15 protein-coding genes and 1 riboswitch are annotated in these 14,219 nt (G+C 31.7%); of the genes, 14 read left to right on the forward strand and 1 reads right to left on the reverse strand.

The features are described 5' to 3' along the window. Positions 1-47: 47 nt before the first annotated feature. On the reverse strand, positions 48-1,916 hold the full coding sequence (locus AC2D6V_RS13720; protein WP_484649113.1) for a TonB-dependent receptor plug domain-containing protein: 1,869 nt from the start codon (positions 1,914-1,916) through the stop codon (positions 48-50). A 65-nt stretch (positions 1,917-1,981) separates the two neighbouring features. Further along, positions 1,982-2,214, reverse strand: a riboswitch (cobalamin riboswitch). Positions 2,215-2,283: 69 nt separating this feature from the next. Between AC2D6V_RS13720 and AC2D6V_RS13725 the strand changes: the two genes are divergently transcribed. The 14 genes from AC2D6V_RS13725 to AC2D6V_RS13790 all read left to right on the forward strand — a co-directional run bounded on the left by AC2D6V_RS13725 (position 2,284) and on the right by AC2D6V_RS13790 (position 14,196). Next, positions 2,284-3,429, forward strand: a complete 1,146-nt coding sequence (locus AC2D6V_RS13725) for an ABC transporter substrate-binding protein (protein ID WP_484649117.1) — start codon at positions 2,284-2,286, stop codon at positions 3,427-3,429. Beyond that, complete coding sequence (locus tag AC2D6V_RS13730; protein WP_484649119.1) at positions 3,430-4,461, forward strand: FecCD family ABC transporter permease; 1,032 nt, start codon at positions 3,430-3,432, stop codon at positions 4,459-4,461. Further along, a complete protein-coding gene (locus AC2D6V_RS13735) occupies positions 4,462-5,256 on the forward strand; it encodes an ABC transporter ATP-binding protein (protein WP_484649121.1) in 795 nt (264 codons plus the stop codon). A gap of 112 nt (positions 5,257-5,368) precedes the next feature. Then, entirely contained in the window at positions 5,369-7,060 is a 1,692-nt protein-coding gene (locus AC2D6V_RS13740) for a tetratricopeptide repeat protein (protein ID WP_484649124.1), read from the forward strand. Positions 7,061-7,063: 3 nt separating this feature from the next. After that, positions 7,064-7,684 (forward strand): SCO family protein, encoded by a 621-nt coding sequence (locus AC2D6V_RS13745; protein WP_484649126.1) that lies wholly within the window; start codon positions 7,064-7,066, stop codon positions 7,682-7,684. A 72-nt stretch (positions 7,685-7,756) separates the two neighbouring features. Beyond that, entirely contained in the window at positions 7,757-9,076 is a 1,320-nt protein-coding gene (locus AC2D6V_RS13750) for a DNA recombination protein RmuC (protein ID WP_484649128.1), read from the forward strand. A gap of 151 nt (positions 9,077-9,227) precedes the next feature. Further along, positions 9,228-9,863: a SatD family protein gene (locus tag AC2D6V_RS13755; RefSeq protein ID WP_484649130.1), complete on the forward strand. Its 636-nt coding sequence runs from the start codon at positions 9,228-9,230 to the stop codon at positions 9,861-9,863. Next, positions 9,860-10,564, forward strand: a complete 705-nt coding sequence (locus AC2D6V_RS13760; protein WP_484649133.1) for a DUF3307 domain-containing protein — start codon at positions 9,860-9,862, stop codon at positions 10,562-10,564. Before AC2D6V_RS13755 ends, AC2D6V_RS13760 begins: the two co-directional genes overlap by 4 nt. A 5-nt stretch (positions 10,565-10,569) precedes the next feature. Continuing rightward, positions 10,570-11,106 carry an acyl-CoA thioesterase gene (locus AC2D6V_RS13765; protein WP_484649136.1) on the forward strand — a complete coding sequence of 179 codons (537 nt, stop codon included), beginning with the start codon at positions 10,570-10,572 and terminating at the stop codon, positions 11,104-11,106. A gap of 69 nt (positions 11,107-11,175) precedes the next feature. Then, on the forward strand, positions 11,176-11,559 hold the full coding sequence (locus AC2D6V_RS13770) for an OB-fold protein (protein WP_484649139.1): 384 nt from the start codon (positions 11,176-11,178) through the stop codon (positions 11,557-11,559). 16 nt (positions 11,560-11,575) lie between these two features. Beyond that, positions 11,576-12,319 (forward strand): T9SS type A sorting domain-containing protein, encoded by a 744-nt coding sequence (locus tag AC2D6V_RS13775; RefSeq protein WP_484649141.1) that lies wholly within the window; start codon positions 11,576-11,578, stop codon positions 12,317-12,319. Between the two features lie 35 nt (positions 12,320-12,354). Then, the gene (locus AC2D6V_RS13780; protein ID WP_484649143.1) at positions 12,355-13,203 is read left to right on the forward strand and encodes a DUF5777 family beta-barrel protein; all 849 of its coding nucleotides are present in this window, start codon (positions 12,355-12,357) and stop codon (positions 13,201-13,203) included. A 34-nt stretch (positions 13,204-13,237) separates the two neighbouring features. Beyond that, positions 13,238-13,606, forward strand: a complete 369-nt coding sequence (locus tag AC2D6V_RS13785) for a hypothetical protein (protein WP_484649145.1) — start codon at positions 13,238-13,240, stop codon at positions 13,604-13,606. Positions 13,607-13,653: 47 nt separating this feature from the next. Continuing rightward, on the forward strand, positions 13,654-14,196 hold the full coding sequence (locus tag AC2D6V_RS13790; RefSeq protein ID WP_484649147.1) for a YceI family protein: 543 nt from the start codon (positions 13,654-13,656) through the stop codon (positions 14,194-14,196). Positions 14,197-14,219: the final 23 nt, after the last annotated feature.

Here is a 14,219-nt window from a genome sequence, read left to right on the forward strand (position 1 = left end):
TCACTCCAAAATACTTTGAAGCAACCTTTTAAATTCTTTTTATCTTATTACAAATTCAAATTCAATCCTAAACTCACATTTCTACCTTTCGTTGTGTAACCCAAAATCTCAAAATAATCTTCATTTAATAAGTTAGTCACATTTACAAAAAGCTTCAACTTATTTTTAATTAACTTATGACTAAAATATAAATTGATTAATGAATAAGAACCTAATTCTTCATTTAAAAATGTTGAAAAATTAGTATCTGTTCTACTCCCAACAAACTGGTAGTTTAAAGACCCATAAGTGGTTTTAGAAAAATCATACCCCAAACTTGCATTTGCTTTATGTTTTGGCACTCGCAATCTTATACCATCTTTTACTTCAGTATAAGTATAATTGGCAGAAATTGATAAATTTTTTACAATATCTATCTGTGCTTCCAATTCAAAACCATGAACAATGGCATCTGAAGTAGCATTTTCATAAGCCGTTGTGTAAACTATTGTGTTTTCTTCTTTCCTATTAAAATAAATACCATTTAGACGAAACCCCTTTTTTGTGTTGAATTCCAAACCACCTTCTATAGTTTTATTTTCTTCTGGTTCTAAATCTGGATTTGCTCCAAAAAAACCAAATAACTGTGATAAATTAGGTGCAATAAATGAAGTAGCATAAGAACCAAATACTTTAGCATAGCCATTATTTACAGGAATATTATATGATGGATTTAAGCTGTATACAAAATGTGAACCATATTCGCTATGATTATTTAATCGCCCGCCAGCATTTAAATTCAATCCAAAATCTGAAATATAAACAACATTTAAATAAGGATCTGTGTTTGTAAAGCTTTCCTCTTCGGCAAATAAGCTTTTATAATCCCCATAATTTAAACCAACAATAGTATGAAAAGTGTCATTAAAAACATATTTATTGAACGCATCAATTACGTAACTATCAGCTTCATTAACAGAACCAAAATCTGAAATAGTCTCTCTATCTATTTTTGTATAAGCGGCATTAATTTGAAAACTCCCTTTTGTATAAGTGAATTTTGGAGATATCCCTACCCTTTTTTGTTGTGAAATATATTCATCGTTAGTATCTGCAAAACTATATGTTGGAGCAGGAAAACCATCAATATTGGTTTTAAACTTATCGAAACTAGCATAAGCAGATATTTCAAAACTATCTGAGAATTCATAATTCAATTTCAAATTCGTATTATATCTTGAAAAAGGATCTTTCTCTGGGTTCTCAGATTTTGCTGCAGATAGCCCATCGACGAACCTATTACCAAAACTCGCTAAATACGTAAACTTATTTAAAGTTCCGTTTACTGATACATTGTTGGTAAAACTTGTACCGTTATAATTCAAATCATCCTGAGTTTGATTTGTACCCATAACAGTTAAAAAGCTTGCAGAAATTTCCTTTTTTGATGACTTTTTGGTGGCGATGTTAATTACTGCAGTTGCAGCGGCATTACCATAAAGCGTACTTGCAGCTCCTTTAATAACCTCAATAGATTCAATAGTATTTAAATCTAATAGTCGTAAATCAAAATCGTTAGCTACAATCGATGGATCGTTTATCTGTACACCATCAATAAGCACTAAAACTTGTCGGTTATTTCCTCCTCTAACAAAGGTTCCTAAGTTCTGACCATCAACACTCCTACTTCCATTAATTTCAATACCACTTTTAGTATTAATTAATTCTGAAACCGTTCTACCTTGGTTTCTTTCAATCTCTTGTTGCGAAATTTTAATAACTGTTTTACCTGAATTTTCACGTTTCAATTTGAAGCGAGAATCTGAAATAACAACTTCATCAAGTTGCTCTAATTTTGTTGAATCATTTTGCTGTTGCGCAAAACCAACCAACGAGAATCCTAAACACAGGATGCCAAAAACATTCTTTTTTTTCATTTTAATGAATAATTACTCGAGAATCGCATAGACCTATACGCAAACTTTTATCCCGAAAGTTTAACTTATTTGTTTTGAAAATGGCAGGTCTCCTGACTTGTTTTATGTTATTATACCTTCCCAACGCTAAGGTCAGTGGTAAATGCAGTTAATAACATCCTCTTTAAGAGGTGCTTAAAATCCCAATAGCATCGGGACGGCATAAACTTACAGTTGCGGGAACAGTTCTGGCATTTAACCAGATTCCCTTTTAATTTATTTGCATTTTGCAAACAAAACCAAAATTCGCAGCGAAAGTAAACATTTTGTTTAATGTTTCATTAAAAAGATTAAATAATCTTACTTTTGAAGCGTTAAATTTTATGATTTGAAAAATCTAATAACATTTTTTTTAATTTGCCTTTTATTCTCTTGTAAAGAAGATAAAGGGACAAATAACCTATTACCTCACTCAGATTTTAAAAAAATTAATCTCAATTATGCAAAGGGGTTTATGGTTACCAAAAATGAAAATTATTCCATTTTAGAAATATTTACACCTTGGCCTAATGCAGATAAAAGTTATCGATACGTTTTAATAAGTAATGAAAATGTCGCAAAAATCTCTTTTTTAAAAAACGAGTATGACGGTATTATAATAAAACCAATTAAAAAAATTGTAGTCACATCAACAACCCATATTCCTGCTTTAGATTTATTAGATATTGAAGAAACATTAGTTGGATTTCCTGGAACCGATTATATTTCTTCTGAAAGCATTAGACAGAGAATTAAAAACGGAAATATAAGAGAGCTCGGTAAGAATAAAGGCTTGAATACCGAAGTGCTTTTAGAGCTTAATCCTGACCTGGTTGTTGGCTTTGGAATAGATGGGGGAAACAGATCATTAGAAACTATTAAAAACTCCGGGATTCCAGTAATATTTAATGGTGATTGGGTAGAAGATTCTCCCTTAGCCAAGGCCGAATGGATTAAATTCTTCGGTGTTTTGTATGATAAAGAAAAAGAAGCAGATTCCATTTTTAATCAAATTGAAAAAAACTATTTAGAAGTCAAAAAAATAGCTCAAAATATAAAATCGAAACCAACTGTTTTAAGCGGTGCTATGCATAACGATATTTGGTATTTGCCAAATGGAACAAGTACTGAAGCACAATTATTAAAAGATGCCAATGTAAACTATCTATGGAGTGACACAAAAGGTTCAGGAAGTTTAAAGTTGAACTTTGAATCTGTTTATTTAAAAGCTCAACAAGCAGACATCTGGTTAAGTCCTTCAAATTACACAAGTTTCGAGACTTTAAAAAATGGCAACGAAAATCACGCCATATTTAAAGCCTTTCAAAATAAAAATATTTACACATTCACAAATACAACTGGCTCTTCTGGAGGCGTTCTATATTATGAATTAGGAATGACAAGACCCGATTTAGTATTGAAAGATATTACTAAAATTTGCCATCCAGAAGTATTGGAAGATTACAAACCATACTTTTTTAAACTCTTGAAATAAGTGCCAAATAAAAAAACATATCGGATACCTTTTATCATATTGATAGTTATTTTAATAACTTGTTTTCTTGTGAATATAAGTTTAGGTTCAGTATCAATTCCTTTGAAGGATATATTTAACGCGCTTATTGGAAATGCTACCGAACAAGAGCCTTGGCAACACATTATTCAGAACTATCGATTACCAAAAGCCTTAACGGCTATAATTGTTGGCTCTGGTCTAGGTATTTCAGGTTTATTAATGCAAACATTGTTTAGAAACCCTTTGGCAGGTCCATTTGTTTTAGGCATTAGTTCTGGAGCAAGCTTAGGAGTGGCGTTGGTAATTTTAGGTTCAAGCATTTCCGGAGGTGTTTTGGCGACTTTATTTATTTCAAAATGGGGCATTGTAATTGCAGCTAGTTTAGGAAGTTTTTTAGTTTTACTTGCGGTACTTATGGTGTCTTTAAAAGTCCGTGATACCATGGCAATTCTTATTATTGGTCTCATGTTCGCAAGTATCACAGCAGCTATTGTTAGTGTACTTTCTTATTTTGGCTCTGCAGAACAATTACAACAATACATTTTTTGGGGGTTCGGTAGTTTAGGTAATTTATCATGGGAAAATCTTGGTATTTTATTCTTAATTTATGCTCTAGGAATTACACTGGGCATTGCGGCAATCAAATCTTTAAACACCTTACTCTTAGGAGAGAATTACGCTATAAGTTTAGGTTTAAACATTAAACAAAGTCGCTTAACAATAATTATTGCCACAAGTTTATTAGCAGGTACTATCACTGCCTTTACTGGGCCTATTGCTTTTATTGGATTAGCTATTCCGCATTTAACTAGACAAGTTTTTAATACGTCCAATCATAAAATTTTATTACCTGCCGTTTTTTTATTTGGGGCGATAGTAATGTTAATTTGTGATAGTATTGCGCAACTGCCTAATAGTGATTTTACGTTACCTATTAATGCCATTACATCTTTAGTAGGCGCTCCTGTTGTCATTTGGTTATTAGTTAGAAAACGAAAAATGGTATTTTAAATGGAAAGAAAAAATCAACATATCATTTTAAAAGCCAAAGATTTATCCATTGGTTATACCTCGAAAAAAGGAAAAACTATTATTGCTTCAAACATTAACATTGAATTAAAAAAAGGAACACTTGTAGGTTTAATTGGCGCAAATGGTATTGGCAAGTCTACGCTTTTAAGAACACTTACTAATGTTCAAAACCCTTTAAATGGACAGCTTTTTATCAATAATACAGATTTGTCTAAATACGTCTCAATTGATTTAGCAAAAGTGATGAGTTTGGTCTTAACCGAACCTTTAGCTTCAAAGAATTTATCTGTTTTAGAGCTCGTCGCTTTGGGAAGACAGCCCTATACAAATTGGGTTGGTAACTTATCTAAAAATGATATCGAGATTGTTAATACAGCTCTTGTACAAACCAACATTGCTGGTTTAAAACATAAAAAATGTTTTGAATTAAGTGATGGGCAATTACAAAAAGTAATGATTGCTCGTGCCTTAGCACAAGATACCGATTTAATTATTCTTGATGAACCTACCACACATTTAGATATGTATCATAAAGCATATATTTTAAAATTACTTCAGAGGCTGGCTAAAGATACCAATAAAACTATTTTATTTTCATCTCATGAAATAGATTTAGCTATTCAATTATGTGACAATTTGATTGTAATGACTGATACTGAAGTGGTATCAGATGAACCATGCAATCTTATTTCAAAAGGTACTTTTAATACTTTATTCCCAAAGGATTTAATTGCCTTTGATGAGAAAACTGGGAGTTTTCGAGTAAAGAAATAATCGATATGGTATCTTTTTAAATTTCACTATATTTACGTAGTTGAAAATCAGTATTTTATATTTTCTCTCCCTTGTTTTAATGATTTTCAATTTGAATTTAAACTTTATTACCATGAAATCATTAAAACTTATAGTCTTGATTATTGGGCTATTATTATTCAATAATTGCAAAGAAAAAACTGCTAAGTCGAATCCCGCTTTAGCTTCCATCGACTTTTTAAGAGGTGATTTACTATTGTGCGGTGATGGCCTATTTGGAGAGCTAAAATTCTCACTTTCTTGTAATTATGAAACCAGAGAGCGTTTTGATTTAGCTGTGGCATTATTGCATTCATTTCAATATAGCGAGGCTGAAAAAGCTTTTGTAAAAGTGATTGATGTAGACCCTAATTGCCCTATGGCGTATTGGGGTATTGCTATGAGTATTTATCATGCTGCTTGGTTTCCGCCTTCTAAAGAAGATTTAATTAAAGGTTCAGCCGTTTTAAAAATTGCCAAGGAATTGTCAATGGATGAAAAACAAAGAGACTACATAAATGCTATTGATGCTTTTTACACAGATTCGCACACTATAGACCATAAAACAAGAGCTAAAAGGTTTGAAAATAAAATGGAACAAATTCACCTTAAATATCCAGAAGATATTGAGGCTGCCATTTTTTATTCCTTGGCGTTGTTTTCTACTAGAGACCGTGTTGGAAAAGAATATGCTAATGAAAGAAAAGCAGGGGAAATTCTTGAAGGCTTATTTGAAGAAAACCAAAATCATCCAGGAATCGCACATTATATTATTCATAATTATGACAATCCTGTTTTGGCTCATAAAGGATTAAAAACGGCAAGACGTTATGCAAAAATTGCGCCTTCTTCTTCTCACGCACAACATATGCCTTCACATATTTTTACAATGTTAGGAATTTGGCAAGAATCTATAGATTCTAATATACAATCGTCCGAAAGCGCTAGATGCTATGCAGAAGCAGCAGCCTTTGAGGGTTCATATTTTGAAGAATTACATAGTATAGATTATTTAGTTTATGCTTATTTACAAAAAGGAGATAACATAAATGCAGAGGATCTATACAATCTAATAAATAAACGAAAAACTTTTCACCCTACTAATATTGATGCAGTACTCTACCCACTAACAGCTATTCCTGCAAGGTTAGCTCTTGAAAACAAAAATTGGAATCGTGCAGCAAATTTAAAATTACAAGAAATTGATTTGAAGTGGGAACAGTATCCTTGGCAAGAAGCCATACATCACTTTGCCATTGCAATAGGAGCTGTAAATACAAATGATTTTAATACCGTAAAAGAAAAAATTGAAACTTTAAAAGCATTGCATCAAAATCTGATAGCTCTAAATGATAAAACAAAGGCTATTCCAATTAAGCTAGTAGAAATTCAAATTAAAACAGTCCAAGCTTGGTTAAATTTTAGGCAAAATGATATTGAAAATGGACTAGCATTAATGAAAGAGGCCTCAGAAATAGAACGCCATACCAGTAAACACCCAGTTACTCCAGGTGATGTTTTACCAGCTATAGAAATGCTTGGAGATATGTTTTTAGAATTAAACAAACCTGAGGAAGCCTTATTAGCTTACGAAGAAAATTTAAAGGGACATCCAAACAGATTTAATGGACTATACGGAGCTGCAGTTGCAGCAAAACAATCTGGTGATTTAGATAAGGCTGCTATTTATTTTAATCAACTTATTAAGCTAACTACAGGCTCTAATAGCGATCGACCAGAACTAGCAGAAGCTAAACAATATATTACAGAACATCATTCTATTTAAATCATGCAATTGAAACATATAGTTTTTTATTTTGCTGTAATATCTGCTTGTAACCAAGAAAAAAAATTACCTATATACAACCCTGCAAATTTCAACCCTGAATTAGTCGATCCCAGTCTAAGAAGTAAAACTGAGCATCACACAGTTTCAAACTTTCAACTAATCGATCAAAATGGAGACACCATCACTCAAGATGATTATAAAGACAAAATTTATGTAGCCGATTTCTTTTTTACGCGATGTGGCACAATTTGTCCAATTATGACAGATAATATGTCTCTTCTTCAAAAAGAATTTATAAATGCTAAGGATGTTATGTTTCTTTCTTTATCTGTTACTCCAGAATTAGACAGTGTTTCTGTTTTAAGAGAATATGCAACAAATAAAGGGGTAATCGATTCTAAATGGCATATTACCACAGGTGACAAAAAGCATATATATAACTTAGCACGAAAAAGTTATTTCGCTGTTGTAGAACAAGGTGATGGTGGCATGCAAGATTTTATTCATACACCAAACTTCATTTTAGTTGATAAAGAAAAACAAATTCGAGGTATTTATAACGGCACAAGTATGGAAGATATTAAACAAATCATTGAGGATATTAGAATTTTACAGAACTAGCCCAATTCTTCCTTTGCCATACTTTAATCTTCCAACTTAAAAAATTATCTTTGATTATATTTCTTTTCATAAATGAACGACAACCTTACTCTTATTCTTTCAATACTCATTTCTGCTGGAATTGGCTCCTATTTAGGCATGCTTTTTACTAAACTAAAAAGTAAAAGTGAAAAAAGCACACTTGAGGAGCGTCAAAATCAAATGCATTTAACTATTGAAGAATTAAAACAAAATTTGAATAAAATCGAAAATGAACGCGAAGAGATACGTCGTGAAAAAGATTTTTTAAATTCGGAATTAACTAGAAAAAATACCGAATACGAAAACCTACAGCAACTTAGCGCTAAGCGTGATGCTGAATTGGAAGAACGTCAAGAACAACTAAGAAAAGATTTTGAACTTTTGGCAACTAAAATTCTTGATGAAAAATCGGAAAAATTCACGCTTCAGAATAAAGAAAACATCAAGAATATTTTAAATCCGTTACAAGAAAAGATAAAAATATTTGAAGAAAAAGTTGATTTAACTCAAAAGGAAAGCATTAGTATGCACTCGGCTTTAAAAGAGCAATTATTAGGTTTAAAAGACCTCAACCAACAAATGACTAAAGAAGCTACCAACTTAACTAGAGCCTTAAAAGGTGATAGCAAAATGCAAGGTAACTGGGGTGAATTAGTTTTAGAGCGGGTTTTAGAGAAATCTGGCTTAGAAAAAGACAGAGAGTATTTTGTGCAACAAAGTTTTACTTTAGCAGATGGCTCCAGAGTGCTTCCTGATGTTGTCTTGAATTTACCTGATGGTAAAAAAATGGTCATTGATTCCAAGGTTTCTTTAACAGATTATGAGCGTTTAGTGAACGCTGATGATGATGATAAACTACCCTTTTTAAAAGCACACGTAAACTCCATTAAAAAACACGTTGACCAACTTTCAGAAAAAAATTATCAAGATTTATATGATATTGAATCACCAGATTTCGTTTTAATGTTTATTCCAATTGAACCTGCTTTTGCTGTTGTAGTAAATGAAGACAACTCCATTTATAATAGAGCTTTTGAAAAGAATATTGTTATTGTTACGCCGTCTACTCTTCTAGCAACACTTCGCACGATTGATAGCATGTGGAATAACGAAAAACAACAACGTAACGCCATAGAAATAGCGCGACAAGCTGGAGCTCTTTATGATAAATTTGAAGGTTTGGTTAGTGATTTAACTGGTGTTGGCAAAAAGATTGATGCTGCAAAAAGCGATTATTCCGCAGCTATGAACAAGCTTGTTGATGGCAGAGGCAATCTAATCACTAGTGTTGAAAAGTTAAAGAAAATGGGAGCCAAAGCAAAAAAATCATTACCTGAAGCTATAATTAAACGTGCCGAAGAAGACGAATAACATCTTTTTATCACATAAAAACGTGATATATTTGTTTATCACATAAAAGTGTGATATATTTGATATTCCTCTTTAAAGGAATAAATTGAATTATTCTATAATTAAGGAATATTGTTAGTTATTCCTTTTAGAGAGAATAAAAATTGTCAATATGGTAAGCATAATAACTGGAGACATAATCAGATCGAGAAAATTCACGAATCCAGAAATATGGTTAAACCCCTTAAAAGAAGCTTTAACAGAAATTGGAATTGATAAGAAATACTGGGAAATTTTTCGGGGAGATAGTTTTCAAATCGAAATTAGGAACAATCAACAAGCCTTTTATATTGTAACTTACATTAAAGCTTGTATAAAAACAGTCAAAGAGTTGGATGTTCGAATGGCTATTGGAGTAGGTAATAAAAATTTTGAAGGCAACGTAGTGACTGAATCAAATGGGGAGGCCTTTCAATTTTCTGGAGAAACCTTGGAAAGCTTGAAAAAAGAAAAAACCAACTTAAAAATAAAAACCCCATCCATCTATTTAAATGAAGAGCTTAATTTATATTTTAGGCTAGCACTAATTTCAATGGACAATTGGACAGTCAATTCTTCCGAAGCTATGAAAATGGTACTTGAAAATCATGAAGCTTTACAGTCTGATATAGCAAAGTCTATAGGTGTTAGTCAAGATGCAATAAGCAAACGACTTAAACGAGCCAATTATAGAGAAATAATAGACTTAGAAAAGATGTATCGTAAAAAAATCACATTGTTAGAATTAGAAAACTTAGAAAGAGAATGATAATACTAATAAAACTCTTACTAGCTCACCTCATCGGTGATTTCTTCCTTCAACCACAAAGCTGGGTTAAAGAAAAGGAGAAGAAAAAATTAAAATCACCAAAACTTTATTTTCATGTTCTAATACATGTAACTGTAATGACATTGTTACTTTGGGATTTATCTTTATGGCCAATTATAGCAATCATTGGGGGGGCTCATTTAATCATTGATGCCGTTAAACTTTTATTTCAGAAGAAAAAAACAAAAAGAATATTATTTTTTGTAGACCAATTGCTTCATGTTTTAATTATTATTGGGTGTTATTATTTTCTTTCAAAAAACACATCTATACTCGATATAAACTTCACTAAAAATAACTTATTGCTCCTTACTTGTTTATTGTTTTTAACAATACCAGTATCCATAATTATGAAAACCATTTTTTTAAAGTGGAATATTTCACAACTCACTAAAAATAACCAATCACTCAAAGATGCTGGCAAATATATTGGTATTTTAGAGCGAATTTTAGTGTTTATTTTTATAGTTTTAAATCATTGGGAAGCTGTTGGTTTTCTAATAACTGCTAAATCTGTATTTAGATTTGGTGATTTAAAAGAATCAAAAGATAGACAGCTAACAGAATACATTTTAATAGGCACTTTGATTAGTTTTGGAATTGCAATCATCACAGGTATTTTGTACACTGTGCTAACATAAAATCTATGTTTAAACACCCTAAAGAATCACAAGTAACCATTACAGAATTAATGCTACCCTCCCACTCTAATTTTAGTGGCAAAATTCATGGTGGGCATATCTTAAACTTAATGGATCAAATAGCATTTGCTTGCGCTTCAAAACATTCTAGAAACTATTGCGTAACGGCATCTGTAAATAAAGTAGATTTTTTAAACCCTATTGAAGTAGGTGAACTTGTTACACTAAAAGCCTCTGTAAATTATACAGGAAGAACATCTATGGTTATTGGTGTTCGTGTAGAATCTGAAAATATTCAAACTGGTAAAAAGAAGCATTGTAATTCGTCTTATTTCACTATGGTAGCCAAAGATGAGAATGGTAAAAACGCACCGATTCCAGGGATTATATTAGATTCTGAACAACGTGTTAGACGTTTTGCCAGAAGTATTATTAGACAAGAACAATCCAGAACGCGATCAAACCAATTTAAGTCTTCAGAATTTAAAATGAAAGAACATTTGGAGTTTATTAAAACTCAAAATGCGAAAATTGAAATTTAAAACCTTTTAGTTGTAAGGTTTCCATACACTCTACGACGTTACTTAAGTCAACATATATAGTTCGAAATAATGCGAAAGTGGTACTTATCTATTATGATCTTAATAATAATCACTTTTTTTGGTTATCAATACATTTATCAAGAGCATAGAGACATTGAAAAAGAAACTGCTTCATTTACTATCACAACTTCAAAAATCAATGGTGAATTCATAAAAAACGTAAATCAAGCCGAAACAAAATACCTAAACAAAACAGTTGAACTGACAGGTGCTATTTCAGAATTAAATGATTCCGACTTAACCATTGATGAACTTGTTTTTTGTTCTTTCAATATCCCTTTTGATAATACTTCTCTAAAAACACAAGCACAAATAAAAATTAAAGGACGCGTAATAGGCTACGATGATTTGTTGGAACAAGTTAAAATAGACCAGTGTATTATAATTGACTAATGACAATAAAAATGCTATGAAAAAAAAAAAATTACTTTTACTTTTATTATTAGGAATCATGCTAACTTCGAATGGTCAAATCCGTTTTATTAGTGTAGATCCAGGAACAGAAACTATAAAAATTAAAAATTTTGGTGCAAGCACAGTTGATATCTCAAACTACAAACTATGTATTTTCCCAAATTACCCACAGTTAAACACCTTATCCGTCACTAGTGGGTCATTAAATCTAGCCTCTGGGGCGGAAGTTACCATAATTAGTTCAACAAATCTTGTAGATACAGGTGGAGAACTTGGCTTGTACATAAACACCAATAGTTTTGGGGTTTCTGCTAACATTAGAGATTATGTCCAATGGATAAGTACTGGAGGTACTCGAGAATCTGTTGCTGCAGGAGCTGGAATATGGAGTGCTGGAACTTCAATCTCTAATTCTGCACCAACTCCATATCAATACACAGGAGATGGAACAACCTTTGAAGGAGTAAACGATTGGGATCCTACGCTTAATGTCGAAGAATTTTCGTTAAACAACTTTAGTATTTTCCCAAACCCAGGAACTAATTCACTTGAGTTTAGATTTCCTAATAGCTTAAACAAAATAAAAGCTGAAGTCTATGACATACTTGGTAAAATTATTTATACTTCAAACAATATCACTGATTCTAAAGTCGATATTACAAATTGGAAATCGGGTTTATATATAATTAGAGTATCCTCGTTAGGACAAACAATTAGTAAAAGATTTGTTAGACAATAATTAAGTATATTAGTACAATAAACACCTTACTGAATATGAAAACCCTAATCATTTTTCTACTATGTTTACCCCTATTTACTTATTCTCAAGATGATTTACTAGATGAAATTGATTCTGATTCTGAAGAACCTCAATATGAAGCTGCGGCATTTAAAGGTTTAAAAATTGTTAATTTTGAATCCACAAAGTTAGTAGCTAAAAAAGAATTTACACTAATTGTATCTCACAGGTTTGGAAGTATAAAAAACGGTATTGACGACTTTTTTGGGCTTGATAATGCTGTAACCCGCTTGAACTTTGTTTACGGTATTACCGACGCTATAAATGTTGGTGTTTCAAGAAGCTCTTTGCTCAAAGTTTATGATATTACTGCAAAGTATAGATTATTAAGACAAGAAAAGAATGGGTTTCCTTTTTCCATAGTAGGTTTTAACGCTATCTTAATTAATACTGCTTTAGAAAAAGACAATTTACCACTTCTAGAATTTAAACATCGCCTTGGCTATACAGCACAATTACTTATTTCTAGAAAAGTAAATACCAATTTAACTCTTGAATTGGCTCCTACTTTTTTCCATGATAATTTTGTAGTTATAGATGAGCAAGACAATTCCCAAATTGCTATTGGTATAGGTGGACGCCATAAATTAGGAAAACGCTGGTCTATTAATGCAGATTACGGACTTCATTTAAATAGAGCAAGTAATTCTCCATTTAAAAATCCATTGTCTATTGGGGTTGATTTAGAAACTGGCGGACATGTTTTTCAAATGCATTTTTCCAATGCTCAAGCTATGAATACTAATGGCTTTTTAGGACAAGGAGGAGGAGATTGGAGCGATGGAAATATCTATTTTGGATTTAACCTAAGTAGAACTTTTTAATTATAAAAAGATTAATTTAAATACATAAAATGCTATGAACTTTAAAAACTTAATTCTGGGCTTTGCTATAATTGCCCTAATGTTTAACTGCTCAAGCAGTAGCAGTGATGATTTATCCAATCAAAATCCAGATCCAGATCCAGACCCAATGGTCAAAGTTACTTATGATGCTGATATAAAAACCATTATAGACAACAACTGCATTCAATGTCATGGAAATCCGCCGAACCCTGGCCCCACTAGTTACACAACATATACTCAAGTTAAGAATGGTGTAGAAACTGGAAATATTTTAGCACGCATTAACAGCGCTTCGAACCCAATGCCACAATCTGGTTTAATGTCCCAGTCATTAAGGGATAAAATTCAACAATGGAAAGATGATGGTCTTTTAGAAAATTAAATTTGGCAGTGTTTTTGATTTAACTAAAAAAGTTAAATAAAGTAACTATGAAAAATCTATTATACATTTTAGCTTTTATTAGCTTTAGCACATTCGCACAGGGAAAATACTTAACTAAAACTGGCAATGTCTCTTTTGAAGCATCTGTTCCTTCGTTTGAAGAAGTTAAAGCAAAGCACAATACCGTAACTGCAATTATTAACACTGAAAATGGAGAATTCGCAGCTTTAATTCTCGTTAAGGGGTTTCGTTTTAAAAATGCTTTAATGGAAGAGCATTTTAATGAAAACTATGCTGAATCTGATGAATTTCCCAAAGCAACTTTCAAGGGAAAAATCTTAGATTTTGATGTTTCAAAAATAAAAGATAATACAACATATAAATTAAATGGTGAACTTACTTTTCATGGAAAAACAAAGCAATTTGACAATTTAATTGTGTCTATATCTAAAGAAAGTGACATTATAAATATGTCAGGCTCTTTTAAGGCAAAAGCTTCAGAATTTGGTATAAAAATCCCAAAAATTGTGAGCAGTAAGATTGCAAAAGACATTGAAGTAGCATTTAATTTTGACCTCAAAAAAAAATAAAAAAGCTGCTTTTAGCGGCTTTT

The organism is Algibacter sp. YIN40 (assembly GCF_057219435.1).